Origin of the sequence: Massilia brevitalea (assembly GCF_030711405.1) — a bacterium.
GTDB lineage: Bacteria > Pseudomonadota > Gammaproteobacteria > Burkholderiales > Burkholderiaceae_D > Telluria > Telluria brevitalea.
On sequence record NZ_JAULSI010000013.1, the window covers coordinates 1 to 26,069 of the forward strand.

29 protein-coding genes are annotated in these 26,069 nt (G+C 65.2%); 9 read left to right on the forward strand and 20 right to left on the reverse strand.

All coding sequences use genetic code 11. From position 1 onward, the window contains the following. Positions 1-108: 108 nt before the first annotated feature. From QWL29_RS10020 to gpmA, 16 genes are all read right to left on the reverse strand, one after another. Complete coding sequence (locus QWL29_RS10020) at positions 109-819, reverse strand: type II secretion system protein N (protein WP_305822749.1); 711 nt, start codon at positions 817-819, stop codon at positions 109-111. 10 nt (positions 820-829) lie between these two features. Next, a complete protein-coding gene (gene gspF, locus QWL29_RS10025) occupies positions 830-2,050 on the reverse strand; it encodes a type II secretion system inner membrane protein GspF (protein ID WP_305822750.1) in 1,221 nt (406 codons plus the stop codon). Between the two features lie 4 nt (positions 2,051-2,054). Beyond that, complete coding sequence (gene gspE / locus QWL29_RS10030; protein ID WP_305822751.1) at positions 2,055-3,476, reverse strand: type II secretion system ATPase GspE; 1,422 nt, start codon at positions 3,474-3,476, stop codon at positions 2,055-2,057. Between the two features lie 6 nt (positions 3,477-3,482). After that, positions 3,483-5,783: a type II secretion system secretin GspD gene (gene gspD, locus QWL29_RS10035; protein WP_305822752.1), complete on the reverse strand. Its 2,301-nt coding sequence runs from the start codon at positions 5,781-5,783 to the stop codon at positions 3,483-3,485. Continuing rightward, positions 5,783-6,556, reverse strand: a complete 774-nt coding sequence (gene gspN / locus QWL29_RS10040) for a type II secretion system protein N (RefSeq protein ID WP_305822753.1) — start codon at positions 6,554-6,556, stop codon at positions 5,783-5,785. Before gspN ends, gspD begins: the two co-directional genes overlap by 1 nt. Further along, positions 6,553-7,074, reverse strand: a complete 522-nt coding sequence (locus tag QWL29_RS10045; protein ID WP_305822754.1) for a type II secretion system protein M — start codon at positions 7,072-7,074, stop codon at positions 6,553-6,555. The genes gspN and QWL29_RS10045 overlap by 4 nt, the downstream gene beginning before the upstream one ends. Further along, entirely contained in the window at positions 7,071-8,291 is a 1,221-nt protein-coding gene (gene gspL, locus QWL29_RS10050; RefSeq protein ID WP_305822755.1) for a type II secretion system protein GspL, read from the reverse strand. Before gspL ends, QWL29_RS10045 begins: the two co-directional genes overlap by 4 nt. A gap of 16 nt (positions 8,292-8,307) precedes the next feature. Continuing rightward, on the reverse strand, positions 8,308-9,447 hold the full coding sequence (gene gspK / locus QWL29_RS10055) for a type II secretion system minor pseudopilin GspK (protein ID WP_305822756.1): 1,140 nt from the start codon (positions 9,445-9,447) through the stop codon (positions 8,308-8,310). Then, complete coding sequence (locus tag QWL29_RS10060; protein WP_305822757.1) at positions 9,447-10,064, reverse strand: PulJ/GspJ family protein; 618 nt, start codon at positions 10,062-10,064, stop codon at positions 9,447-9,449. Before QWL29_RS10060 ends, gspK begins: the two co-directional genes overlap by 1 nt. 8 nt (positions 10,065-10,072) lie before the next feature. Further along, positions 10,073-10,444: a type II secretion system minor pseudopilin GspI gene (gene gspI / locus QWL29_RS10065; protein ID WP_305822758.1), complete on the reverse strand. Its 372-nt coding sequence runs from the start codon at positions 10,442-10,444 to the stop codon at positions 10,073-10,075. Beyond that, positions 10,441-10,980: a GspH/FimT family pseudopilin gene (locus QWL29_RS10070; protein ID WP_305822759.1), complete on the reverse strand. Its 540-nt coding sequence runs from the start codon at positions 10,978-10,980 to the stop codon at positions 10,441-10,443. Before QWL29_RS10070 ends, gspI begins: the two co-directional genes overlap by 4 nt. A gap of 9 nt (positions 10,981-10,989) precedes the next feature. Then, entirely contained in the window at positions 10,990-11,442 is a 453-nt protein-coding gene (gene gspG / locus QWL29_RS10075) for a type II secretion system major pseudopilin GspG (RefSeq protein WP_229436040.1), read from the reverse strand. Positions 11,443-11,584: 142 nt separating this feature from the next. Beyond that, a complete protein-coding gene (locus QWL29_RS10080; RefSeq protein WP_305822760.1) occupies positions 11,585-12,346 on the reverse strand; it encodes a HesA/MoeB/ThiF family protein in 762 nt (253 codons plus the stop codon). Between the two features lie 297 nt (positions 12,347-12,643). After that, a complete protein-coding gene (locus tag QWL29_RS10085; RefSeq protein WP_305822761.1) occupies positions 12,644-14,122 on the reverse strand; it encodes a S41 family peptidase in 1,479 nt (492 codons plus the stop codon). Positions 14,123-14,130: 8 nt separating this feature from the next. Beyond that, on the reverse strand, positions 14,131-15,570 hold the full coding sequence (locus tag QWL29_RS10090) for a murein hydrolase activator EnvC family protein (protein WP_370663687.1): 1,440 nt from the start codon (positions 15,568-15,570) through the stop codon (positions 14,131-14,133). Between the two features lie 3 nt (positions 15,571-15,573). Beyond that, positions 15,574-16,320 carry a 2,3-diphosphoglycerate-dependent phosphoglycerate mutase gene (gene gpmA / locus QWL29_RS10095; protein WP_305822762.1) on the reverse strand — a complete coding sequence of 249 codons (747 nt, stop codon included), beginning with the start codon at positions 16,318-16,320 and terminating at the stop codon, positions 15,574-15,576. Between the two features lie 95 nt (positions 16,321-16,415). Here gpmA and QWL29_RS10100 point away from each other — a divergent pair, with 95 nt between their 5' ends. From QWL29_RS10100 to QWL29_RS10120, 5 genes are all read left to right on the forward strand, one after another. After that, complete coding sequence (locus QWL29_RS10100) at positions 16,416-16,817, forward strand: rhodanese-like domain-containing protein (RefSeq protein ID WP_305822763.1); 402 nt, start codon at positions 16,416-16,418, stop codon at positions 16,815-16,817. Positions 16,818-16,839: 22 nt separating this feature from the next. Continuing rightward, positions 16,840-17,103: a glutaredoxin 3 gene (gene grxC / locus QWL29_RS10105; protein WP_305822764.1), complete on the forward strand. Its 264-nt coding sequence runs from the start codon at positions 16,840-16,842 to the stop codon at positions 17,101-17,103. Positions 17,104-17,307: 204 nt separating this feature from the next. Then, entirely contained in the window at positions 17,308-17,766 is a 459-nt protein-coding gene (gene secB, locus QWL29_RS10110; protein WP_305822765.1) for a protein-export chaperone SecB, read from the forward strand. Between the two features lie 119 nt (positions 17,767-17,885). Further along, positions 17,886-18,329 carry an SH3 domain-containing protein gene (locus QWL29_RS10115; protein ID WP_305822766.1) on the forward strand — a complete coding sequence of 148 codons (444 nt, stop codon included), beginning with the start codon at positions 17,886-17,888 and terminating at the stop codon, positions 18,327-18,329. Between the two features lie 27 nt (positions 18,330-18,356). Beyond that, positions 18,357-19,370 carry an NAD(P)H-dependent glycerol-3-phosphate dehydrogenase gene (locus QWL29_RS10120; RefSeq protein ID WP_305822767.1) on the forward strand — a complete coding sequence of 338 codons (1,014 nt, stop codon included), beginning with the start codon at positions 18,357-18,359 and terminating at the stop codon, positions 19,368-19,370. 132 nt (positions 19,371-19,502) lie between these two features. Here QWL29_RS10120 and QWL29_RS10125 read toward each other — a convergent pair whose 3' ends face one another. From QWL29_RS10125 to mscL, 4 genes are read right to left on the reverse strand one after another with little or no spacing between them, the layout of a single operon-like run. After that, entirely contained in the window at positions 19,503-19,877 is a 375-nt protein-coding gene (locus QWL29_RS10125) for a cupin domain-containing protein (protein WP_305822768.1), read from the reverse strand. Between the two features lie 12 nt (positions 19,878-19,889). Next, the gene (locus QWL29_RS10130) at positions 19,890-20,576 is read right to left on the reverse strand and encodes a DUF2461 domain-containing protein (RefSeq protein WP_305822769.1); all 687 of its coding nucleotides are present in this window, start codon (positions 20,574-20,576) and stop codon (positions 19,890-19,892) included. Positions 20,577-20,596: 20 nt separating this feature from the next. Continuing rightward, positions 20,597-21,784, reverse strand: coding sequence for a Do family serine endopeptidase (locus QWL29_RS10135; RefSeq protein WP_305822770.1), 1,188 nt, complete (start codon positions 21,782-21,784; stop codon positions 20,597-20,599). Between the two features lie 10 nt (positions 21,785-21,794). Beyond that, positions 21,795-22,259, reverse strand: coding sequence for a large conductance mechanosensitive channel protein MscL (gene mscL / locus QWL29_RS10140; protein WP_305822771.1), 465 nt, complete (start codon positions 22,257-22,259; stop codon positions 21,795-21,797). A gap of 253 nt (positions 22,260-22,512) precedes the next feature. Between mscL and petA the strand changes: the two genes are divergently transcribed. From petA to QWL29_RS10160, 4 genes are all read left to right on the forward strand, one after another. Next, positions 22,513-23,127 (forward strand): ubiquinol-cytochrome c reductase iron-sulfur subunit, encoded by a 615-nt coding sequence (gene petA / locus QWL29_RS10145; protein ID WP_305822772.1) that lies wholly within the window; start codon positions 22,513-22,515, stop codon positions 23,125-23,127. A 1-nt stretch (position 23,128) separates the two neighbouring features. Further along, the gene (locus QWL29_RS10150; protein WP_305822773.1) at positions 23,129-24,544 is read left to right on the forward strand and encodes a cytochrome b; all 1,416 of its coding nucleotides are present in this window, start codon (positions 23,129-23,131) and stop codon (positions 24,542-24,544) included. 23 nt (positions 24,545-24,567) lie between these two features. Next, the gene (locus tag QWL29_RS10155; RefSeq protein ID WP_305822774.1) at positions 24,568-25,329 is read left to right on the forward strand and encodes a cytochrome c1; all 762 of its coding nucleotides are present in this window, start codon (positions 24,568-24,570) and stop codon (positions 25,327-25,329) included. 99 nt (positions 25,330-25,428) lie between these two features. Next, positions 25,429-26,040 carry a glutathione S-transferase N-terminal domain-containing protein gene (locus tag QWL29_RS10160; protein WP_056342583.1) on the forward strand — a complete coding sequence of 204 codons (612 nt, stop codon included), beginning with the start codon at positions 25,429-25,431 and terminating at the stop codon, positions 26,038-26,040. The last annotated feature ends 29 nt before the right edge of the window (positions 26,041-26,069 follow it).

Consider the following 26,069-nt stretch of genomic DNA (forward strand, 5'->3'; position numbering starts at 1 on the left):
TCAATCTTCTTCTTGCAAAACGGGTGGAGTCCATAGATACGGTTGTGGCCGCTGGCCTGGCTATAGTCTGCGGGAACGCGGACCTTTCGCTCGCGCCTGGAGATCTTGTTACTGCGTCGGCTGCTCGCTGGACGGCTGTCCCATCACGCGCGTGGGCGGGGGCATTTGCGGCTCGGCTGGCGGCGGTGGCACGTTGTTGCCCTGCACGGCCTGGTTGTAGTTGGCGGCGGCCGGCGATGGTGGGGTTTCCTGCGGCGGTTCTTCGTTCGGCCCCACCACCGGGTCGACTTCTCCCGGCGGCGGCGGGCCGCGCACCACGGCGCCCGGCGCGGTTTGCGGTTCGACCGCCGGCATGGCGCCGACGGGGGCGGCCTGCATGGCCGGCGCCTGCGGCGGCATGGCCGCGCCCGAGAGCGGGATCGCCGGCTTGGTGTCCGCCATCAGTTCCACACGCTTCATGACGCCGCCGTCGGACAACATCACGTAGCGCGGATGCACTTCGCTGATCGTCACGCCCGGGGCCAGCTCGCGGCCGACTTTCAGGGCTTTCGGCGGCTGGCCGTCGGCGACGATGATGGCGACGCTGTCGCGTCCGGCCGAGACGATGCCGGTCAACTGGTAGTTGGTGACGACGGCCGTGGCGGCCTGGCCACCGAACAGGGTGGCGGCGGCATCGGGCGCCGGCTCGGGAATGCCGGCCGGCGGCGCAGCGGCGATCGCGCGCTGCTGCGGCTTGTACAACTGCATGCCCCAATAGGTGGCCGAAACCGCCAGGAAGACCAGGGCAAGCAGGGTGAGAAGGAGGGGCAAACGCTTCATGATGTCCTTGTTAGCGCACCAGCTGGTTGATTTCAATGATCGGCATCAGGACGGCCAGCACGATCAGCAGCACGACCAGGCCCATGGCCAGGATCAGCACCGGCTCCAACAGGCCGGCAATGGTCAGGGTGCGGCGCTCGAGGTCGGCCTGCTGCGAGTTGGCGGCACGCTCCAGCATGGCCGGCAGTTCGCCGGTGATCTCGCCGGCGCGGATCATGTGCACCAGCATCGGCGGGAAATGCTTTTGCGCCGACAGCGCCCGCGCCAGGCTGACGCCTTCGCGCACGCTGCCCGTCGCCTGTTCGACCAGCTCGCGCATCGCAACGTTCGATAAAGTTTCGCGGCTGGTGTCGAGGGCGCGCAGGATCGGCACGCCGGACCCGGTGGTGATCGCCAGGGTACTGGCGAAACGCGCCGTGTTCAGGCTGCGCTCGAACTTGCCGTAGATGGGCGCGGTCAGCAGCCAGGTGTGCCAGCGCCGTTTCAGCACGGGATTCTTCAGCGCATTGCGCCAGGCAAACCAGGCGCCGACCAGGGCCAGGCCCAGCACGATGCCCCAGGCCCGCATGAAGTCGGACACGGCCAGCATCATCACCGTGAGCAGCGGCAGTTTTTGCTTGGTATTCGCGAACACCGAGACGATCTGCGGCACCACATAGGTGAGCAGGAAGATCACGATGGCGAACGCGACCACGGTGACGATGGCCGGATAGGTAAAGGCCAGGCGCACCTTCTGCACCAAGGCATTGCGGCGCTCGATGTAGTCTGCCAGGCGCGACAGCACCCGTGCCAGCTGGCCGATCTGCTCGCCCGAGGCCACCAGGGCGCGGTAGATTTCGGCGAAGTCGCGCGGGTGGTGCGACAGTGCCGCCGAGAAGGAGATACCGCCCATCACTTCCGAGCGGATCGAGGCGATCAGGTCGCGCAGGTATGGCTTTTCGGCCTGTTCGAGCAGCGCCGTGAACGCTTGCTCCAGCGGCAGGCCGGCTTCGAGCAGGCTGGCCAGCTGGCGCGTGAACAGCGCCAGTTCGTTTTGCGACAGGCGCTCGCCGATGCCGCGCGCACGGGTGGCGCCGGAGGCATCGACCTGGGCCGCAATCGCTTCGACGGTGAGCGGTGTCAACCCCTGGGTACGCAGGTCGGCACGCGCGGCGCGCGGGCTGTCGGCATTGACCACGCCCTTGCGCGTGGCGCCGCCTGCATCGACGGCTTCGTAACGGAATGCCGGCATGGCCTCAGTCCTTCGTCACGCGCAGCAGTTCCGCCTGCGTGGTGACGCCTTCGCGCAGCCAGCGTTCGCCGTCTTCGCGCATGGTTCGCATGCCGCTCGACTGCGCGGCCGCGCGGATGTCGGCCTCGGACGCCTGGTTGTGGATCTGGGCGCGGATTTTTTCGTCGGTTTCGAGCAGCTCGTAGACGCCGACACGGCCCTGGTAGCCGGTGTGGCCGCAGCGCTCGCAGCCGACGGCATGCCATTGCACGCCATCGCTTTTCTTGCACTGCGGGCAGAGCTTGCGCACCAGGCGCTGCGCCATCACGCCCAGCAGCGACGAGGACAGCAGGAAGGGTTCGATGCCCATGTCGAGCAGACGGGTGACGGCGGCGGCGGCGTCGTTGGTATGCAGGGTTGCCAGCACCAGGTGGCCGGTGAGCGAAGCCTGGACCGCGATCTGCGCCGTTTCCAGGTCGCGGATCTCGCCGATCATGATCACGTCCGGGTCCTGGCGCAGGATGGCGCGCAGGGCCTTGGCGAAGGTCATGTCGATGCGCGCGTTCACCTGGGTCTGGCCGACGCCGTTCAGGTCGTACTCGATCGGGTCTTCCACCGTCATGATGTTGGTGGTCGAGGCGTTCAGGCGCGACAGCGCGGCGTACAGCGTGGTGGTCTTGCCGGAACCGGTCGGGCCCGTAACGAGCACGATGCCGTGCGGCTGGTTGATCAGCTTGTCGAACTGCGGCAGCAGGTCCGGGCTCATGCCCAGGTGCGAGAGATCGAGGCGGCCGGCTTCCTTGTCGAGCAGACGCAGCACGGCGCGCTCGCCGTGGCCGGTCGGCAAGGTGGAAACGCGCACGTCGACCGGCTTGCCGCCGATGCGCAGGGTGATGCGGCCATCCTGGGGCAGGCGTTTCTCGGCGATGTCGAGCTGCGACATGATCTTGATACGCGAGATCAGCGAGGCGTGGATGCCCTTGCGTGGACGCACGATGTCGCGCAGGGCGCCGTCGATGCGAAAGCGCACGACCGAGGTCTGCTCGAAGGGTTCGATATGGATGTCGGACGCGCCTTCGCGCAGCGATTGCGTGAGCAGCGCGTTGATCATGCGGATGACGGGTGCGTCGTCGGACGATTCGAGCAGGTCTTCGATGGCCGGCACGTCCTGCAGCAGGCGCGTGAGGTCGAGGTCGGCGTCGAATTCGTCGGCGACCTGGTTGGCGTCGCCGCCGGCCGACGAATAGGCGCTGGCGATGGCGTCGTCGAGTTCGCTGCGGTCGAGGCGGCGCAGCGCGATGCGCCCGAAACGGCGCGACACCTCGGCGATCGCCGCCGGCGGCGTGCTGTTCGAGATCAGCACTTCGACGCTTTGCGCCGGGTCGTCGCCGGCGCGCGCCAGCACCCCGTGGTCGCGGGCAAAGGCGTAAGGCAACAAATTAGTCATGGCTCATCAATTCTGGTTCGATGGCTGCACTGGACGGTACTCGGGCACAGGCGCCTGCTGGCCTGCCGGCTGGGCCGGCTGGGCCGTTCCCGTACCGGTTGCGGCGCCTGGACGGACCGGCGGCGGCGCCGGCGGCGGCAAGGTTGCCATGTCGCCGCCTGCCGGAGGCTGGCCATTGTTCAAGGGAGGCAGGACCGGCGCGCCGAGGTTGCGCATCAGGATCGTATCGTCCTGCGGCTGCGAGGAAATACCCAAGGCGCGCATGTATTCGTAGCGGTCCATCGAGATACTGTTGTTCTGTTCCTTGCTGCGCACCACGACGGGGCGCAGGAACACCATCAGGTTGGTCTTGTCGCGGGTACGCGAGCGATACTTGAACAGGTTGCCGAGCACCGGAATGTCCCCCAGCCCACGTACCTTTTCCTCGCCGGAGTTCGAGTTGTCCTGGATCAGGCCGCCGAGCACGATGATCTGGCCGTCGTCGGCCAGGACATTGCTTTCGATGGCACGCACCGTGGTCACGATGCCTTCGGTCCGCGTGATGGAGCTGTCGATGCCCGAATTCTCGTGATAGATCGACAGCTTGACGACGCCGCCCTCGGAAATCTGCGGGCGTACCTTCAGCAAGAGGCCGATGTCCTTGCGGTCGACGGTCTGGAACGGGTTATTGGCGCCGCTCGTGCCCGTGGTGAACGAACCCGTGATGATCGGGATGTTCTGACCTACCTTGATGGTCGCCAGCTCGTTATCGAGGGTGATCATGTTCGGTGTGGACAAGATGTTGGCGTTGCCGCCGTTTTCAAGGGCGCTGGCCACGGCGCCCAGGCCCAGCTCGCCATTGATCTGGCGGAACACGCCCAGCGTCAGGCCCGGCAGCGAGGGAATGCTGGCGTTCTCGCCGCTGAGCCCGCCGCGGGCCGCGGCGGCCAGGTTGATCAGGTTGTTGCTGCCGGTGCCATTGAAGGACTGGATGCCGCCGATGCGGTACTTGCTGGCGTTGTCGCCCGATAAACCGAGCCACTGGACGCCGAATTCCGACGCTTTACTGGAGGTCATTTCCACCACCAGGGCCTCGATATAGACCTGGGCGCGGCGCACGTCGAGCTGGTCGATCACGCCGCGCAGGTTGCGGTAAACGGCGTCCGGCGCGGTGATGATCAGGCTGTTGGTGGAAGCGTCGGCCTGGATGAAGCCGGAACCCTGGCCGCCGCCGGCGCCGGTGGCCGTGGCCTGGCCCTGCTGGGCGTAGGTATTGCCGGTGCCGCCCATGCCGATGCTGCTCTGCTGGCCTTGCTGGCCGCCGAGGTTGCCGCCGGTACCGCCCTGGGCGCCGGCCTGGATGTTGCCGCCGGTCGTGCCCTGCTGCTGCACCGGCACCGCCGAAGCGTCTTGCGAGACCACGGCGCGCAGGGTTTGCGCGACCTTGGTGGCGTCGGCGTTCTTCAGGTAGACCACGTGGATGTTGCCGCGCTCGGTGGTCGGCTGGTCGAGCTTGGCGATCAGCGACTTGGCGAGGTTGGCGCGCGCCTGCGACGGTGCGCGCACCACGATGGAGTTGGTGCGCGGATCGGCCAGCACGGCCACGCGGCCGGAATCGCCGCCGGCGGCCGGCTCCATCAGGCGCCCGACCAGGGTGGCGATGTCGCTGGCGATGCCGTTACGGATCGGCACCACGTCGAGGTCGGCCGCCACCGGCGCGTCGAGCGCGGCAATGATGCGCGACAGGCGGCGCAGGTTGTCGGCGTAGTCGGTGATCACCAGGCTGTTGTTGCCCGGGTTCGCCATGATGGAATTGTTCGGCGAAATCAGCGGGCGCAGCACGGCGGTGAGATTCGCGGCCGATTCGTATTGCAGGTGGTAGATCTGGGTGGCGATCTGGTCGCCCTGGACGCGCGAGCCGCGGGTGCCGACCTGGGTCGGCGAGGATTGCAGCTTGGCCTCGGCTTCGGGCACGACCTTGGCGTAGCCCTCGCCGGTGGTGACCACCGCATAGCCCTGCAGGCGCAGCGCCGAGGTGAGCAGGCCGAAGGCCTGGCTCTTGGTCAGCGACTTTTCCGACTGCAGCGTGAGCGTCCCCTTGACGCGCGGGTCGACGATGAAGGTCATGCCGGTGTAGTGGCCGACGGCCTTGATCACCGATTCGATGTCGGCGTTCACGAAGCTGAGGGCGGCGGAGTTTTCCTGCGCGAACACAGGCACGGGCAGGGCCGTGAACAGCGTGCAGCACAGCATGGCACCGGCGGCGATGCGGTGCAGCGCCGGGGTGGTGGAACTGCTGCCAGGGGTGCGACGGAAGGATGTTTTCATTATCTGAACTCGAGTGCGATTATGTTTTTACCGTTCACCATGCGACGCTGCCCGAGCAGGTTCAGCATGTTGCCCAGCGTGTCTTCGTAGCCGTCCGCGGCCGCTGCCTGCCCCGAAAAGCGCAGGCGTCCGTTCTGTAATTGCCCCGATCCCGACAGCAGCAGCGCGCCACGCACCGTGGAGAGCACCAGGTCGGCCTGTGGGCCGCGCCAGTCCATCGCCATCTGGTAACTGCCCAGCGGCCGGATCGGCGCCATGCGCGAGCCCATGTCGTCCATGCTCAGGACGGTACGGCCCGTGACCCTGACATTGTTGACTTCGCGTACCAGGTCGAGCTGGTTCCAGGAGAGCCGGATCTTGCCCGAGGGCGCCAGCGTGTTCAGCGGCGCACCGAGCCCGGCCAGCCCCCCCGCCGGCAGCAGCAATTGCCCGGCACTCACCTGCCATTCGCTCCAGCTGCCTTCCACCAGCACCGGCTGGGCCAGGGCCTGCGGGTTTTCCAGCGTCATGTTCACCGCGCCGAACAGCACCAGCGGCGACAGGCGCCAGCTGAAACGCCCGGGCAGCAGCGGCGTGACCGCCCCGCCCGGCCCCGGCGCCCCACCCACGAAAGCTGAGCCGTTCCAGAGCGTACCCGTGGCGTCTCCGAGAGTCAAACGGCCGCCGCTCTGACGCTCGACGATGTTGCCGAGCCAGCTGGCCGGCAGGAACACCAGCACCGTGACGGCCACTGCAAGCGCAACGACGCCTGTCCACAACAGGATACGCCTCATCGGGCACCGATCCCGGTGTCCTGGCGCAGGGTCAGGCTGGCGTCGACCTGGCCGGCCGGGTCTTGCGCGCTGAACGTGGCTTCTTGTACTGCAACACGGTTTTCGCGGCGCTGGGCGTCGAGCCAGACCAGCAAATTGGCGAACGAGGTACCGTTCACCTGCATGCGCACGTATTCGCCGGTGAGCGAGAGCGAAGCGGGCTTGATGCCGCGCGCTGCGAGGCTGGCATTCAGCGTTTCCTGGGTCATGGGCGTGACCGGCACCGGCGCCTGCCCGGCCAGGCCGCGCGCCTGCTCGGCCATGCCGGCCAGCTCGGCGGCCTGCTGGCGCAGCGCCGGTACCGACCGCTGGAGCTGGGCGCGGCCCTCGACGGCCGGCTCGACGAGCACCATGTACAGCAGCGCCAGCACCACCACGGCGAAACCGGTCGTGAGATAGCGCCGCTCCTGGTCGGTGCGTGCGATCCAGTAGGCCTGGGCGCGTTCGCGCACCCCGCCGATTGTGCTGCCCAGACTCATGGCTTGGCTCCTGTGCTGCGCACCGTCCAGTTGGCGGGCGCGGTTTCTTCGAGATTCAAATGACGTGCCGACAAGGATGCACGCAGCGCCTGCACCCCGCCAGGGTCGACCGTTTCCGGTTTGACGCGCAAATGCAGTGCCCGTTCCTTGTACTCCATTGATGTAATTCCGGGCGGGCGCGGCATTTCCCGTGTTGCGTCGCCCAAGGCGCCGGCCAGGTACAGGAATTCGTCGGCGCCGATCTGGCCGCTGCCGGCCTGGGCCAGGCGGATATGCTGGCGCATCTGCGCCACCGGATCGGAAATCGGTTCGTTCGGGTAGACCGAGCGGTAGGTTTGCGTCATCTGCTGGCGCACCGCGTTCGATTCGCCGCGCAGGCGCAGCCATTCGATGTTCAAACCGGCCAGGTTCACCGCCACGGCCAGCAGGGCCAGGGCGATCGGCACGCGCCAGCGGCGCCAGTCGCGCTGGCGGGCGCCGGCCGCGCCCAGCGCCGGGACCAGGTCGAAACCGGTACTCTTGGCGCCGTTCACCCAGTGCGCCCAGTCGTCGGCCTCGAGCTGGGTGGCAGGGCCGGCCTCGGCCAGCAGCACGCCGTACTCGCCCAACTGCTCGCGCGGCACATACAGGGTGAGCGGGGCGTCGCCGGCGAGGGCGCGCGCGGTTTGCAGGGCGGCGGCGGGATTCGCGTCCAGCGCCAGGCCCAGGCCGCCGTACTGGCTCGTTCTCAGCAGCAGCTCGTTGCTGCCAATCGTGCCGCCGATGGCAGCGCTCACGCCGCCCGGCTGCAGCGGCAGGCACAGCTGGGCCGGCAGGACCACCACGGCGCGCGCGCCCTGCCCCAGCAGGATGCGCACCAGCGGCTCGATCCACTCGCGCTGCACCACCGCCACCGGGCGGGTGCCGTCGCCGGCTTGCGGCCCGGCCATCAGCACGCAATCGAGCGGGTCGCCCAGGATGTGTTCCTCGACCAGGCCGGGCAGTGCCGCACGCAGCTTGTTGCCGGACAGCGGAGGCGCCTGCACGGAAATCAGGTTGACGTCGGCGCCGGCCAGCAGCAGTACCACGCGGCGGCTGGCGGCGACCAGGTCGGTCAGGTTGCGCAGCGCGCCTTCGCCCTGCTGCTCGATGGCGCCGGCGTCGCCCACGACGGCAAAGCGGCACGGGGCGCCTTCGCCTTCGGCGCGCGCGGGATGCCGGATATAAAGTGTAGTCAAACCGTCTCGCTTTCTTCTAGTTTTGACGAACCCAGACCACCGTGATGCTGCCGGGTCCGAAGGACGCGGCGCGCTTGATCAGCGCGTCGGCGTTCAGGGCGCCCCGGTCGAGCCGGATGCGGCTGGACACGATGAAATAATCGCTATGCACGCTCACGGAGCCCGGCACCGGGGTATTCCCGCCGAGCTCGGTCATGAAATACTGCAAATCGCGCCAGGGCGCGCTCCTGCGCCGCTGCACCAGCGCGTTCGCCTCGGACAGCGAAAAATTCGGGATCACCGCCGCCAGCACTTCAGGCGGCGCGGTATTCACGTTCACCGGCGTCGCCTCCGGCAAGACCGTCACGAAGGGCCGCAGCTTTTCCACCATCTCCGGCGTAAAACCTTTTACTGCCAACAAATCCTCGACTTCCAGGAAGCGGATCGGCGTACCGATGCCTTCGCGCGACACGGCCTGGGTCTGCGGCGGCGCACCGGACGACCCGCCCAGGCCGCCACTGCCATCGTCGACACCGCCGGTATTGTCGACACCGCCCTGGCCGCCGTCTTCGGCATTGTTGGCCTGGGTCGGTGCGTCGCCCTGCTTGCCGACGGTGTCGCCCACTTCCTGCCCGGTGATGGGATCGACCATGCCGGTGCTGACCGCCGGCGGCGCCCCGGCTGCGACCAGGTTGGCCGTGGTCTTCGCCAGCGCCGGATTCATCTGCAAATTGGTCATCAGGCGCGCCAGGATCGCCATCTGCGCCAGGTCGATCCGCCCGTTGTTGGTCAGGTTGGTGAGATTGTAACGCGAGGTGGCGTCGGTAATGCTGCCGGACAGGGTGGCGTCGAATACTTCGCCTTCGACCCGCTCGCGCTCGATATACTGGTCGAGCCGGGTTTCGGCCAGCGGCGTGGCCCAGACGTGGGTCAGCACGGTATGGTCGCGGTGGTCGATGGCGTCCTGGCGCAGCACCACGCTCGACCAGTCGAGCGCGCCGCGCAGGATCCAGCGCGTCTGCAGGTTCAGGCGCTGGTTTTCCATCGAGCGCACCTCGACCTGCTGCTGCCAGAACAGGCTGGCCACGATGGTGATGGCGAGCGTGGTCAGGAGCAAGGCGGTGATCACGGCGACGCCGCGCTGGCGCTGCCGACGACATGAGCGACAAGGCCGCATCAGAGGCTCCCCAGCAGGAAGGATTTGGTCAGCGGCTGCGCGTAGCCGCGCGTGCGCAGCACCACCTGCAGGCCGGTCACGGCCAGGGCCGAGGCGCTCGTGACCGGCGCTTGCGGATTCGTTTCGACCTGCGCGCGCCAGGCGCCGTTCTGCCAGACCAGCACGCCCATTGCCTCGATGCCGCCCTGCAGCACCACCGGCGGGGTAGTGTCGGCGTCGGTAATGGCCGCCTGCCACAGCGCGTCGAGCTGGACCAGGTCGCGCGTGGCAATCGATTCGCGGCGCAGCAATTGCCCGTTCACCAGGCGATAAGCGATGACTTGCAGGCGCGCCGGCTCGTTTTCGTTGAACACGGTACGCACCAGGGTGATGCGGCCCTCGTTCTGCTGCAGGAAGGGACGGCGTCCAAGGATGCTGGCATCGGCCGCATGCTCGGCATCGCTTTGCAGCTGGGCAAAGGCAAGCTGCATGCCGCGCGTGGCTTCCATCTGCTCGGTCAGCGAGGAACGCGCACGCACGATGCCGTCCAGGCCGCGCCAGCCGAGCACGGCCACCATGGCCAGGATGCCGATCGCCACCAGCAGTTCGATCAGCGTGAAGCCGCGCGTCTTGTGCATGCCGGGTGTCATCGCCTCAGGACCAGCTGGACCAGTTTCAGGATGCGGCGCTCGGGCGCGGCCTTGTCGTACACCGATACCTCGACCCGGCGCAGCAGCGGGTTCGGACTGACCAGCACTTCTTCCTGGCAGGTGAGGTTCAGGTCGCCCTGGACGCAGTCGAAATTGCGCTTGCCCACTTCCGGGAATTCGCGGTTCAGGCGGATCTGCACCAGGCGGTTCTCGGCCGACCAGGTCGCCATCATCGAGGCGCGCAGGCCGGCGCTGTTCTGGGCCAGGCTGCCGATCGCGCGCAGGCCGGCGCCGAGCGCGGTGCCGACGATGACCAGCGCCACCAGCACTTCGAGCAGGGTAAAGCCGCGTGCGGCACGGGTGTTCATGGGGCGCCTTCGCCAGGTTCGACGACGGTGAAGTGGCCGACGCCGTCGGCCTGGATTGCCACGCTGTAGTTGCCAGTGGCAAGGGTAAGACGGAAAGGCTTGTGCACGGGTTCGCGGCCGAAGGTGATGCGCAGCAGGTCGCCGCTGCCGAGGTTGCCGTTGGCGGCGACGGGCGGGTCGAGCAGCAGGCGCAGCGGCGCGTTGCGGAAAGGCCGTTCGCGCAGCAGGTCATCCTGGTTCATGGCCATCCAGCCGGTTTCGTTGCGCACCATGAAGCGGTAGTGTTCGGGCGTGGCCTCGAAGGCCACTTCGCGGTTGCGCACGATGGCTTCGTCGCGCGCCAGCTGCAGCAGCAGGGTCAGGCGCTTGGCCTCGTTGTCGAGGTCCTGGCGCGGACTCGGGATCGCATTGAGCGACACCATGCCCAGCGTGATGCCGATGATGACCATCACGACCAGGATTTCCACCAGCGTGAAGCCGGCGCCGGCAGGTTTCCTGCGGCCGGTGCCCCTGCGCGGCGCCGCGACGGCAGCCATGGTCAGGCGTTACTGCTGCCAGGAACCGACGTCGGCATCTTCGCCTTCGCCGCCGGCCTGGCCGTCGCCGCCGAACGAGAACACGTCGATCTCGCCATGCAGGCCCGGCTGCAGGTACTGGTAAGGGTTGCCCCACGGATCTTTCGGCAGGCGCTCGACGTAGCCGCCTTCCTTCCAGCCGTTCGCGGACGGGCCCGAGGTCGGCTTCGTGGTCAGGGCTTGCAGGCCCTGCTCGGTGGTCGGGTAGCGCTGGTTGTCGAGCTTGTAGAGCTTGAGCGCCTGCATCAGGGTGGCGATGTCGGTCTTGGCGGCGACCACGCGCGATTCGCCGGTACGGCCCAGCACCTTCGGCAGCACCAGGGCGCCCAGGATGCCGATGATGACCACGACCACCATGATTTCAACGAGGGTGAAGCCGCGCGCGAAACGGCGGCCAACTGCACGGTGCGAAACGATCTGCATAGTCAATCTTGGATGAGTGGATCGGAACAATTGGAACAATCGGCTTAGTATAAGGCCGATTGACGGTAGCGACCATCGTGAATGTGTCGCGCTGCGCTGGCAAGGTGACGCATTGTATTGCAGAGCTAGTCCTTGGGGACCGTCAAACGTGCGCGGGTCTTTCTGCGCAGACAGGACAGGCCGGATTGCGGGCGGCGCCGATGCTGGTCCATTCCATGGCGCGGCCATCGAGCATCAGGAGCCTGCCGGCCAGCGGCTGGCCCACGCCCATGATCAGTTTCAGCGCCTCGGCAGCCTGGACCGCGCCAACGATGCCGACCAGCGGGGCGAACACACCCATGGTGCTGCAGGCAATGTCTTCGAAGCCGCTGTCTTCCGGGAAGACGCAGGCGTAGCAGGGGCAGGTTTCCTGGCGCATGTCGAACACCGACAACTGGCCGTCGAAACGGATGGCGGCGCCGGCCACCAGCGGGGTGCCGGTGGCGACGCAGGCGCGGTTGACGGCGTGGCGGGTGGCGAAATTGTCGCTGCAGTCGAGCACGACGCTGGCGTGGCGGGCCAGTTCCAGCAGGCGTGCTGCGTCCGCCCGTTCGCACAGGGCGATGACCTCGACCTCGGGGTTGATGGCGTGCAGGGCGGCGCGGCCGGACTCGACCTTCGGCATGCCGATCCGTTCGGTCGTGTGCATGACCTGGCGCTGCAGGTTGGTGAGATCGACGGTGTCATCGTCGACCAGGGTGATGCGGCCAACGCCGCTGGCGGCCAGGTACAGGGCGGCCGGTGAGCCGAGGCCGCCGGCGCCGATGATGACGGCGTGCGCGGCCAGCAGGCGTTCCTGGCCTTCGATGCCGATGTCGTCGAGCAGGATGTGGCGCGAGTAGCGCAGGAGTTGGGTGTCGTTCATGGGAATGGAAATATGTCGGGCGGGCGATCGAGACCAGGAACGGTAACCGTACGGTGGGCACTCCGTGCCCACGCGGTTACGTGCGTGACCTTGCACTCCCTGCCGTGATACATCGCTCGCAAACGCAGAGCGGAATCAGAACGCCAAGCAGGTTCGCTGTTCATGGTTGCTTTGCAGGCGATCCATCACCGCATCGGGCAAAAGGATACGCCCGTAACCGCGTGGGCACGGGGTGCCTAGCGCGGCCCGGCCCACCCTACGGTCACGGTCCCTGGCCGAACAGCGCCAGGGCCAGGATTACTTTTTACCGCCCTTGATCTCCGGCGGTTTGGTCTCCGCACCCGGCAATTCCTTCGGCTCGGCCGCTTCCGCTTCCTTCGCTTCTTTCGCCTCCGGCTTGACCGTCTTCACCGGCAAGCCCTTGAAGTGATTCAAGGCCTGGGCCAGCTGGAAGTCGTCCTTGCCGCCGAGTTCCAATGGCTGGCGGTTCTTCAGTGCGGCCAGCGCTTTCTGGCGCTGCTCGGCTTCGTCGCGCGCCCTGTTCGCGTCCGGCTTTTCGTTTTCGCCGGTCAGGTGGCGCTGCAAATCGGCTTCGCGCACGCGCAGGGCGTTCAGGCCGTCGCCTTCGGCGGTCTCTTCCACCGCCAAATCGGGCACGATGCCGGTGGCCTGGATCGGCCGGCCCTTCGGCGTGTAGTAGCGCGCCGTGGTCAGCTTGATCGCGGTGTCGGCCGACAGCGGACGCAGGGTCTGCACCGAGCCCTTGCCGAAGGTCTGGCTGCCCATCACGATGGCGCGCTTGTAGTCCTGCAAGGCGCCGGCGACGATTTCCGAGGCCGAGGCCGAGCCGCCATTTACCAGCACCACCATCGGCACGCTTTTCAGTTCGGCCGGCAATTTTGCCAGCGGATCGGCGCCGCGTGGCGCATAGAATTCGCGGCGGCCATAGAAGGACGCATTCGAGTCGGGCAATTGCCCTTTGGTCGAGACGATCAATTCTTCCTTCGGCAGGAAGGCGGTCGAGACGCCGATCGCCCCTGGCAGCAGGCCGCCCGGGTCGTTGCGCAGGTCGAGCACCAGGCCCTTGATGCCGGGATTATCCTTGTACAGCGCGGCAGTCTTGCTCGCCAGTTCCTGCAGCGTGGCTTCCTGGAACTGGCTGATGCGCACCCAGGCGTAGCCAGGCTCGACCATCTTCGCCTTCACGCTCTGGACGCGGATCTCTTCGCGCATCACCGGCACCACCCAGGGGCGGTCGTCGCCGCGGCGGGCGATGGTCAGGGTCACCTTGGTGCCGGGCTTGCCACGCATCTTTTTCACGGCGTCATCAATCGACAAGCCCTTGACCGGGGTATTGTCGATGCGGGTGATCAGGTCGCCTGCCTTGATGCCGGCGCGGTAGGCCGGCGAATCCTCGATCGGCGAGACGATTTTTACGTAGCCATCTTCGCTGGACACTTCGATGCCGACGCCAACGAACTTGCCCTGCACGCTCTCGCGCATTTCGCGGTAGGCCTTCTGGTCGAGGTAGACCGAGTGCGGGTCGAGCGAGGCGACCATGCCGGAGATGGCTTCGGACAAAAGCTTCTTGTCCTCGACCGGCACCACGTAGTCGCTCTTGATCAGGCCATACACGTCGGCCAGCTGGCGCAGTTCTTCCAGCGGCAGCGGGCTGCCCTCGCCTTTCTGGGCCCAGGCCGACATCTGCACCGTGAGGGCGACACCGGCCACCAGTCCCAGGCCGACCAGCCCCGCGTTTTTCGCTCTGTTACCCATCTTTACCCCTAGAAGTTGATCCAGCTCGCCGGATCGAATGCCTTGCCAAGATGCCTGAGCTCGAAGTATAGACCCGATTCTTCGTTACCGCCGGTATTGCCCGCGCTGGCAATCGGCTCGCCGCCGCGCACGGCATCGCCCACACGTTTGAGCAGGGTCTGGTTGTTGGCGTAGATCGACAGGTAGTCGCCGCCGTGGTCGACGATGATCAAATTGCCGAAGCCGCGCATCCAGCCCGAGTGCACCACGCGGCCGACGGCCACGGCGCGCACTTCGCTGCCTTCCGGCGCCTTGATGAACATGCCCTTCCAGCTCGGGCCGTCGCCACCGCGCTTGGCGCCGAAGCGCGCCGCGATGGTGCCGCTCAGCGGGCTGCTGAGACGTCCCTTCATCTTGGCAAAGGCCCCGGCCGGCGCGGCTGGCGCCAGCGAGATGTCCGGCGTGCGTTCTTCCTGCTTCGGCTGCTCGGCCACCTTCGGCTCTTCCGGCTCGGGCAGCGGTTTCGGCGCCGGCTTGCCGGCTTTCTTCGCCTCGCGCGCCAGGCGTTCGCGCTCGCGTTCGCGTTCGGCCTTGGCGGCGGCGCGTGCTTCGGCGCGAACCTTGGCTTCGGCCGCGGCCTTGGCACGAGCGGCGGCCAGGGCTTCCTGGCGTTTGCGCTCGGCTTCGGCCTGCTGGCGGATGAGTTGGGTCAGCTTGTCGACCAGGCCGCTCATGCGCTGCTCGTCGCGCTGCAGGGTATCGGCCTGCTTGCGCTGGACCACCAGCTTGCTCGACAAATTGCTGAGCAAGGTGGCGCGGCGCGCTTTTTCCTTTTCCAGCACCGCTTTTTGATCGCGCTGCTCCTGGGCGATTTCTTCCAGCTCGGTCTTGGCGTTCTCGACCTTGTCGCGGTTTTCCTGCACCTGCGCCAGGTTCGCGTTCAGGGAGTCGATCAGGCGCGCCTGGGCCTGCGACACATAGGCCATCATCTGCAAATCGCGGTTGATGCGGTTCGGGTTGTCGCCCGAGAGCAGCAGCTTGATGCGGTCCTCGTTGCCGGCCACATAGTGCTCGCGCAGCAGGGCCGACAATTGTTTTTTCTGCGAAACAATTGTTTGCTCCAAGCGTCCGTGTTCGGTGGCCAGGTCTTGCAGGCGCGCATTGGTTTCGCTCTGCTCGTTGGCCAAGTCGCGCAGGGAACGATTCGCGTTCGAGATCGCAGCTTCCGACTCGGCCAAATCGTCGGCCACGTCTTCCTTCTCGTCCTCGGTACGGCTGATTTCTTTCTTCAGCACCGACAATTGCTTCTGGATGCCGGCGCGCTTGGCTTCGGCGGCCGCCTTTTGACGGCTGCGTTCGGTGGGTTTACCGGCGGCCAGCGCCGACCCTGCCGGCGGCAGGATCAGTGCAAGCGCCAGCAGGCCGCACAGCAGCGCGCTGCCGGCCGATTTCTTGACTGGAAAACGCAAGACTTATTTCGCCTTCCCTTGGTTGGCCACGGCCGCCATGGCGGCGTTGATGGCTTCCTGGTCGCCCAGGTAATAGTGGCGGATCGGCTTCAGGCTTTCGTCGAGCTCATACACCAGCGGCTGGCCGTTCGGGATGTTCAGGCCGACGATGTCGGTGTCGCTGATGTTGTCGAGCATCTTGATGATGGCGCGCAGGCTGTTGCCGTGGGCCGAGATCAGGATCTGCTTGCCCGCGCGGATGGCGGGAACAATTTCCTCGTCCCAGGCCGGCATCACCCGCGCCACGGTGTCCTTCAGGCATTCGGTGAGCGGGATCTGCGCCTTGTCGAGACCGGCGTAGCGCGGGTCGGCGAACGAGACGCGTTCGTCGGATGCCTCCAGCGCCGGCGGCGGCGTGTCGTAGCTGCGGCGCCAGACCAGCACCTGCTCGTCGCCGAACCTGGCGGCGGTCTCGGCTTTATCGAGACCCTGCAGGGCGCCGTAGTGTCGCTCGTTCAGGCGCCAGTCGTTGATGATCGGCAGGTACATCTGGTCCATTTCGTCGAGCGCCAGCCAGAGGGTGCGGATGGCGCGCTTCAGGACCGAGGTGTAGGCCAGGTCGAAGGCGAAGCCGGCTTCGCGCAGCACGCGGCCGGCGCTGCGCGCCTCGTTGACACCCTTTTCGGTGAGGTCGACGTCGGTCCAGCCCGTGAAACGGTTCTCGAGGTTCCAGGTGGATTCGCCGTGGCGCATGAATACGATCTTGTACATAAGCTCTTCTTTAAAAAGTCTGCAAAAAACCAACCGATGCCCGGTCCGGCTTCTATTTTATAATGCGCGGATTGACTTCAACCAATGGAAGCCTTGTGAAATTCATCCTCGATAATATCTTCATTGTTGCAATTGCTGCCATTTCAGGTGGTGCGTTGCTGTTCCCGGCGCTCATGCCAAAGGGCCGCCGTGCTACCGCGCTGCAAGTGACCCAGTTCATCAATCGCGGCAAGACCCTGGTGCTGGACGTGCGCAGCGCCGACGAATTTGCCGCCAGCCACCTGCGCGACGCAAAAAATATTCCGCTGGCAGACTTGGGCAATCGCATCGCTGAACTTGAAAAATCGAAAACCCGCACCATCGTGGTGGTATGCCAGAGCGGTGCGCGCGCTGACAAAGCGGCGCGCCAACTGAAAGCGGCCGGCTTCGAAGACGTGGTCAGCCTGGAAGGCGGCATGACCGCCTGGACCGCGGCTGGCTTGCCGGTCACCAAGTAACCAGAATTTGGAAGGAAAAATGATGAGCGCCCATGTTGTCCTGTACCACACCGCCAGCTGCCCCTATTGCGTCCGCGCCGAGCGCCTGCTCGAAGCCAAGGGCGTGACCGAGATCGAACGCATCCGTGTCGACCTCGACCCGGAACAGCGCCAGATCATGATGCAAAAGACCGGCCGCCGTACCGTGCCACAGATTTACGTGGGCGAAACCTACGTGGGCGGTTTCGACGACCTGTATGCGCTGGATCAGGCAGGACGCCTGGATCCGCTGCTCAAGGGCGAGTAATCGGGCCAGCAAACAGGTCGAATCGATGGGCCTGACCGGGGCCCGCGCTCCGGCAGCCAGCACCGGCGCAAGATGGCCAGAAATTGGCCCTCCGCCGGAGCTATTGCATCCAAATTGATTTTGATACAATTGCCGGTGCGTTTGACTCCAAGCCCATCGGGGCGGCGTGTTGCCGCTCCCTTTACTTCACCACGAAAGCGTTCCATGTCTGACGAAAACCTGCAACCAGTATTCCAAATCCAACGCGTCTACCTGAAAGACATGTCGCTGGAGCAACCGAATTCCCCGGCGATCTTCCTCGAGCAGGAAGCCCCGACCATCGAGGTCTCGCTGGACGTTGGCGCAGAAGCCATCGCCGACGGCATCTACGAGTCGACCGTCACCATCACCGTGACCGCCAAAGTCAAGGACAAGGTTGCTTTCCTGGTCGAAGGCAAGCAAGGCGGCATCTTCGAGGCACGCAACATCCCTGCCGACCAGATGGACCCACTGCTGGGCATCGGCTGCCCGAACATCGTTTACCCTTACCTGCGCAGCAACATCGCCGACGTGATCACCCGTGCCGGCTTCCCGCCTGTGCACCTGGCCGAGATCAACTTCGAAGTGTTCTACCAGCAGCGTCGCCAGGCAATGGCCGAAGCCGCTACCACCCCGGCAAACTAAGCAGTCCAGTAGTAGCGCTGCCGCCCACACGGGTGGCGGCAAGATCCTCGACGGGCAGCCGCCATGCGACTGCCCTTCCTGCCATATTGGCGTCTGGTTTTACCACCCGGGGCCCCGCGATGACCCTTTCCCGATCCTGTGCAAGCGTGCTGCTGATGCTGGCATGCGGTACCGTATCCGCCTTCGAATTCCGCTCGGTCGGCCCACCCTCGGTGGTGCTGTACGACACGCCGTCCGCCAAGGGCGTCAAGCGCTACGTCGCGCCGCGCGGCATGCCGCTCGAAGTCGTGGCGCGCTATGGCGACTGGGCCAAGGTGCGCGATGCCGAAGGCGAACTTTCCTGGACCGAAGCCAGGGGCCTGGCGGCGCAGCGCAATGTCGTCGTCAAGCTGGCGGCAGCCAGGGTGCGCGCTTCGCCCGACGACAGCGCCGCGGTCGTGATGACCGCCGACAAGGGCGTCCTGCTGGAACTGATCGACACGCTGGGCACCGGCTGGGCGCAGGTGCGCCACCGCGACGGCATCGTCGGCTTCGTACGCATCACCGAGGTCTGGGGCAACTGAACGGATACCATGCAAGAACTCAAGAACATGAACAAGATTACCGTGCTGGGCGCGGGCGCCTGGGGCACCGCGGTGGCGATCGCCGTGGCCGCGCGTCACGACGTGCTGCTGTGGGGCCGCAACGCCGAACAAATGGCCGCGACCGAGGCTGCGCGCGAGAACACCCATTACCTGCCGGGCCAGCCGCTGCCCGCTGCGCTGCGCGTCACCGCCGATGTCGACGCGGCGCTGGCGCATGTGTGCGATGCCGCGGACGACGAGGCGCCGCTGCTGATCGCGGCCTGCCCGGTGGCCGGCCTGCGTCCGCTGCTGGAAAGCCTGAAGGGCCGCCGCATTCCAAACGTGGTGTGGCTGTGCAAGGGTTTCGAATACGGCACCGGCTTGCTTCCGCACCAGGTGGTGCGAGAAATCCTGGGCGATGGCGTGCCGGGTGCGGCCTTGTCCGGCCCCTCGTTTGCGCAGGAAGTGGCGAAGGGCTTGCCGTGTGCGCTGACGGTGGCATCTTCTTCGCCGGCGCTGCGCGAGCGCGTGGTCGGTGCGGTGCACGGCGGTAACCTGCGCGTCTATGGCTGCGACGATTTGATCGGCGTGGAAGTGGGTGGCGCGGTGAAGAACGTGCTGGCAATTGCCACCGGCACCGCCGATGGGCTCGGCCTGGGCCTGAATGCGCGCGCGGCGCTGATCACGCGCGGGCTGGCGGAGATTACCCGCCTGGGCGAGGCGCTGGGCGCGCAGGCGGGCACCTTCATGGGGCTGACCGGGATGGGCGACCTGATCCTGACGTGCACCGGCGACCTGTCGCGCAACCGGCGCGTGGGCCTGGCGCTGGCCGAGGGCAAGCCGCTGGCGACCATCGTGGCTGAACTGGGGCACGTGGCCGAGGGCGTGCCGTGCTCGAAGGCGGTGCGCGAACTGGCGGCCAAGCTGGGCGTGGACATGCCGATCACGAATGCCGTGGCAGCGGTGCTGTTCGATGGCTACGACGCCAAGGAAATGGCGGCGCAGCTGCTGGCGCGCGATCCGAGGAATGAGTTGGCGTAAAGCGCCAGAATGGCCGCAGCCAGATCATGGCCCGCGGCTGGAAGTCCTGGCCTGCGGCCTGTCCCGTACGGTGGGGTCATTGATGCCGGGGGCATCAATGACCCCACCCTACGGTCAACGCCGCCGCAGTAATCAGCCGCCCTGCCCGCGCGGATCGTTCGTCGGGCCACCGCTGCGCACCGGACCCAACAGGATGGTCATCAGGGCCACCGCATCCGTGTTGGCGCGGATCGCATGCGGTTCGCCGCCGGCCAGATACACCATGTCGTTCGGGCGCAGTACGATGGTGCGGCCGTGGGCGTCGAAGGCAATTTCGCCTTGCAGGCACAGCAGCGTCATCTCGCCCTCGACCCGGTGTTCCGGCATCGGCTTGTCGACCGGCACCACCAGCCGGATCAGTTCCATGTGTTCGGTCTTCGCCAGCGCGATCGACGTGAAATTGGCGATGTCGTCTTCGCCGCGTTCCAAGGCGATCCGCTCACCCGATGCTGCGTGTTGCAAGGCCATGTCGCCTCCTTTCTACTCTTCGTTCGTATATGGCACGCCGCGCAGCCAGGTGACCAGCGCAAACGCATCCTCGAATCCGCGCGCCAGCTGCGGCACCAGCAGCTCCGGCTTGTTCAGCGCCAGCGGCACCTCGGTCCAGGCAAAAAAGCTCTTCAGCTTGATGTACTCGATGTGCTCGTGGCTGGCATCGAAGCCTTTCGGCGGCCGCTGCAGCCGGTCTTCCTCAAGCAGGCTGCGGTAGGTCGCGCGCAGGTGTTTATTCTTTAATATTTTCGCAAATCCTGTCGCATCGTTGACGATGTGCTCGCGGATTGCCTTCAGGCGCGGGCTCGGCGGCAAGTATTCGCCGGCGCCGAAGCCGAGCGTGCCGTCGCCTTCGATCTGGAAATAGTAGGTCGGCCCAGCGCCCGCGCTCGGGCGGCGCTTGTCGTTCGGCGCGATGCCGGCCGAAAAGCGCGTCTTGTACGGCGTCTTGTCGTTGGAAAAACGGATGTCGCGGTTGATGCGGAACATCGCCTTCTTCGGGTCGCAGGCGGCCACCTGGCGGTCAAACTTCGCCAGTTCCCGGATCAATTGGCTGACCACATCATGGAACTCTTCGCGCAGGATGTCGTAGCGCGGTTTGTTCATGATGAACCAGGGGCGGCTGTTGTTGTCTTTGAGTTCGGTGAGGTATTGGGTCAGGTCCCGCAGGTGCATGGAAAGTCCGGAAAAATGGATTATTGGCGCTGGCGCGGGCGTTTGCCGACGGTGACGTCGACCGTCGATTCGCGGTTCTCGCGCATCAGCTTGAGTTTGGCCTTGGCGCCCGGTTCGAGCTGGGCTACCAGGTTCAGCATCTCGCCGGTGTTCGCCACCGGCTTGCCTTCGACCGCCAGCAGGATGTCGCCCGGGCGCACGCCGGCGCGATCGGCCGGGCCGTTGCGCACCACGCCGGCGATGATCGCCCCGCTCTGGCGCCCGAGGCCGAAGCTGGTGGCCAATTCCGGCGTGATGTCCTGCGATTCGATGCCGATCCAGCCGCGCACGACCTGGCCATGCTTGATGATCGACTCCAGCACCGTGCGCGCAGTGGACACGGGGATGGCGAAACCGATGCCGATCGAGCCGCCGGTCTGGGAATAGATCGCCGAGTTAATGCCGAGCAGGTTGCCATGGGTATCGACCAGCGCGCCGCCCGAGTTGCCAAAGTTGATGGCGGCGTCGGTCTGGATGAAATTCTCGAAGTGGTTGATGTGCAGGTTGTTCCGCCCCACGGCCGAGATGATGCCCATGGTCACAGTCTGCCCGACACCAAAGGGGTTGCCGATGGCCAGCACCACATCGCCGACGCGCGCGTCATCCGGCTGGCCCAGCACCATTACCGGCAAATTGCCTTCCTTGATGCGGATCACGGCGAGATCAGTTTCAGGATCGGTGCCAACCACCTTCGCCGCCGCCTTGCGCCCATCGGCCAGGCCGACTTCGATGGCGTCCGCCCCCTCGACCACGTGGTTGTTGGTAACGATATAGCCTTCGCCGCTGACGATCACGCCCGAACCGAGGCTGGCCAGTTGTTCCTGGGGCGGCAGGCGGTCGCCGAAGAAGCGGCGGAAAAAGGGGTCCTTCAGGATGGGGTGGGCTTCGCGCGAGGCTTTGCTGGTGAGGATGTTCACCACCGCCGGCATGGCGCGTCCGGCCGCCTCGCGGTAGCTGCTAGATGCCGGCACAGCCGGCGCCTGCAGCACCGGCACGGCTTTCGCGCCGGGACCGACCGACACCTGCACCGGCGCCGCGCGGCCCAGCCAGTCGGGACGGAATACGGAGAGAACGAAATAGATCGCCAGCACGATCGTAACCGCCTGGGCGAACAGCAGCCACAGGCGTCGCGCCGTGCCCGGGGTGGTCGTGGTGGCGAGGTCTTTCACTGTTCAGGCGTCAGTTTTCGGGTCTGTTTGGCAGGGAGTCGGTACGCAGGGGATCGCGACGCAGTGCATCCCTGATCTCGCGCAGCAGCACAATGTCTTCCGGGGTGGTCGGGGCCTTGGCTTCTTCTTCGGGCATGACGCGCTGGCGCAAGCGATTCATCAGGCGCACCATCTGGAAAATGATGAATGCGAGGATGAGGAAATTCAGGAGGATCGTGAGGAAATTGCCATAGGCAATCACGGCACCGGCTTTCTTGGCCTCGGCCAGCGTCAGGGCTGTACTCTGGTGATTCAGCGGAATATAGTAATTTGCAAAATCGAGGCCGCCGAATAATTTACCGATGGGCGGCATGATGACGTCCTGCACCAGCGAATCGACGATGCGGCCAAAGGCGCCACCGATGATCACGCCGACCGCCAGGTCGACCACATTGCCACGCATGGCAAATTTCTTGAACTCTTCCATCATCGCCATTTGGACTCCCTGTTCTTATTGAAAAAGCTGTTGGGATGATACCGCAAGGGCTTCGATGCCGTTCGCACGCCCGGGTTCCGCCGCTTCTCACGCAACACGCATATTCGTGCAGTGCAGCATAGACAAATCGTCTCACCTCACCCTATTCGCAATATTTTTTCTCCAATAAAGATTGCCATTCACATATAATTTTGTGTTGCTGCAAGCTCTTTATTGATTCTAAAGTTTCGTAATTTCACGGAGTGGGGTTGGTATGAGTAATGATAAGCAGGTCGATTCAAGCCGGCGTAACTTGCTGGTCGCGACGTGTGCGGCGGGCGGCGTCGTCGGCGTTGCCACGGCAGGCGCCCTGGTCAGCACGTTCCAGCCATCCGAGCGCGCCAAGGCGGCCGGCGCTCCGGTCGAAGTGGATATTTCCGACGTCAAGCCGGGCGAAATGAAGGTCGTGGAATGGCGCGGCAAACCAGTGTGGATCTTGCGCCGCACCCCGGAAATGCTGGCCAGCCTTCCCAAGAACGACGTGCAGCTTGCCGACCCGAACTCCGAGAAAATCTACCAGCTCGACATGCCGGACTACGCGAAGAACGAATTTCGCTCCCGCGCCGAGCACAAGGAAGTCCTGGTAACCGTGGGCATTTGCTCGCACCTGGGCTGCTCGCCCTCCTCGCGCTTTTCTGAAGGCCCCCAGCCTAACCTGCCGGACAACTGGCACGGCGGCTTCCTCTGCCCCTGCCACGGTTCGACCTTCGACCTGGCCGGCCGCGTGTTCCAGAACAAGCCCGCCCCGACCAACATGGATGTTCCTCCGTACATGTACCTGTCGGACAACCGCATCGTGATCGGCAAAGACGAAAAAGGGGAGGCATAACATGGGCGGCCCGTTCAAGGAAACCAAACTGCCGGCCAGCGCGCCGGTTGGCCACAAGGCGCTGGCCTGGGTCGACGACCGCTTCCCGCTGTCGAAACTCTGGAATGACCAATGGGGCAAGTACTACGCCCCGAAAAACTTCAACTTCTGGTACATCTTCGGCTCGCTGGCGATGCTGATCCTGGTGATGCAGATCGTGACCGGCATCTTCCTGACGATGCACTACAAGCCGGATGCCAACCTGGCCTTCGGCAGCGTCGAATACATCATGCGTGAAGTGCCTTGGGGCTGGCTGGTGCGCTACATGCACTCGACCGGCGCCTCGATGTTCTTCATCGTCGTCTACCTGCATATGACCCGCGGGCTGATCTACGGTTCCTACCGCAAGCCGCGCGAGTTGATCTGGCTCTTCGGTTTCGCGATTTTCCTGTGCCTGATGGCCGAGGCTTTCTTCGGCTACCTGCTGCCATGGGGGCAAATGTCCTATTGGGGCGCCCAGGTGATCGTGAATCTGTTCGGCGCGATTCCCGTGATCGGCCCGGATCTGTCGCTGTGGATCCGCGGCGACTACGTGGTGTCGGATGCGACCCTGAACCGCTTCTTCGCCTTCCACGTGATCGCCCTGCCGCTGGTGCTGCTGGGCCTGGTGGCAGCCCACCTGATCGCGCTGCACGAAGTCGGCTCGTCGAACCCGGACGGCATCGAGATCAAGGACAACATCGGCCCGGACGGCCATCCGGTCGACGCGATTCCGTCGCATCCTTACTACTCGACGAAGGACTTCTTCGGCGTCTCGGTGTTCCTGCTGATTTTCTCGGCGATCGTGTTCTTTGCGCCTGAGATGGGTGGCTACTTCCTGGAGTACAACAACTTCATCCCGGCCGACTCGATGAAGACGCCGGCGCACATCGCGCCGACCTGGTACTTCACGCCGTTCTACTCGGTGCTGCGCGCCACCACGGCCGACTTCATGTACGTGCTGATGGCGGCGATTGCCCTGTACGTGATCTTCATCTGGCTGAAGTCGCGCCTGGCCTTCCGTACCAAGGTCATCGTTGCCGCGGTTGCCCTGCTCCTGATCATCGGCATGCTGCCGCAGGTGCTGGAAGCGAAATTCTGGGGCGTGGTGCTGTTCGGCTCGTCGGTGGTGATCATTGGCGCCCTGCCATGGCTCGACCATTCGCCGGTGAAATCGATCCGCTACCGCCCGGACTGGCACAAATGGGTGTACGCCGTGTTCGGCCTCTCCTTTGTGGCCCTCGGCTACCTGGGCACCCAGCTGCCGACGCCGGCGTACACGATCATTTCGCAGGTGTGCACCCTGCTGTACTTCAGCTTCTTCCTCCTGATGCCATGGTGGAGCGCCGCCGGCCGCTTCAAGCCGGTGCCGACGCGCCTGACCTTCACGCCGCACTGATTGCCACCGGATAAAGGACAACCATGAACTTCACGAAGAAACTGATCGCGGTCCTGGCCCTGGTGCCGGGGCTGGTTTTCGCGGCCGAGGGCGGCTTCCCGCTTGACCGCGCACCGGAACGCAGCGACATGGCCTCGCTGCAAAACGGCGCCAAATTGTTCGTCAACCATTGCCTGAACTGCCACTCGGCCAGCGCCATGCGCTACAACCGGCTGCGCGACCTGGGCTTGTCGGACGACCAGATCCGCAACAATCTGTTGTTCTCAGCCGACAAAGTCGGCGAGATGATGACGACGGCCATGCGCCCGGCCGATGCCAAGGCCTGGTTCGGCGCGGTGCCGCCGGATTTGTCGGTGATCGCGCGCGCCAAGGCCTCGCCGGCCGGCAGCGGCGCCGATTACCTGTACACCTATCTGCGCACCTTCTACAAGGACGACGCCCGCCCGACCGGCTGGAACAACATGGTGGTGCCGAACGTGGCCATGCCGCACGCGATGTGGCAGTTGCAGGGCATCCGCACGCCAAAAATGGAAGACGCGCCGGATCCGCACGAGGCCGGCAAGACCTTGCATCGGTTCGTCGGCTGGAACCAGGCGGCGCCTGGCACCATGACTGCTACCGAGTTCGACACCGCGACGGCTGACCTGGTTGCATACCTGAGCTGGATGGCTGAGCCAGCGCAAGGAACCCGCAAGAAACTGGGTGTTATCGTGTTGATTTTCCTGTCGATTTTCGCGTTCCTGGCCTGGCGCTTGAACGAGTCGTACTGGAAAAATGTGAAGTAAATTCGTTTTCATTGCCCGCTTGGCTATAATACGGGCAATCATTTTTCGGGGTGAGTCGCTTGGCGCTTCACCCCTTTGTGTCTTAAGGAACGACAAACCATGATGGTTCTCTACTCCGGCACCACGTGCCCGTTCTCCCAACGCTGCCGCCTGGTCCTGTTCGAAAAGGGCATGGACTTCGAGGTGCGCGACGTCGACCTGTTCAACAAACCGGAAGACATTTCGACGATGAACCCGTACGGCCAGGTCCCGATCCTAGTCGAGCGCGAACTGATCTTGTACGAATCGAACATCATCAACGAGTACATCGACGAGCGCTTCCCGCACCCGCAGCTGATGCCGGCCGACCCGCTGATGCGCGCCCGTGCCCGCCTGATGCTGTTCAACTTCGAGAAAGAGCTGTTCGTTCACGTGCACGTCCTGGAAAGCGACCGCAACAAGACGAACGAAAAGGCCCACGACAAGGCACGCGCGGAAATCCGCGACCGCCTGACCACGCTTGCCCCGCTGTTCCTGAAGAACAAGTACATGCTGGGCGACGAGTTCTCGATGCTCGACGTGGCGATCGCACCGCTGCTGTGGCGCCTGGACCACTACGGCATCGAACTGTCGAAGACCGCGGCGCCGCTGATGAAGTACGCCGAGCGCATCTTCTCGCGTCCTGCCTATATCGAAGCGCTGACGCCTTCGGAAAAGGTGATGCGCCGTTAATACGGTCTGGCTGGGTGAGCGCGTCTTGC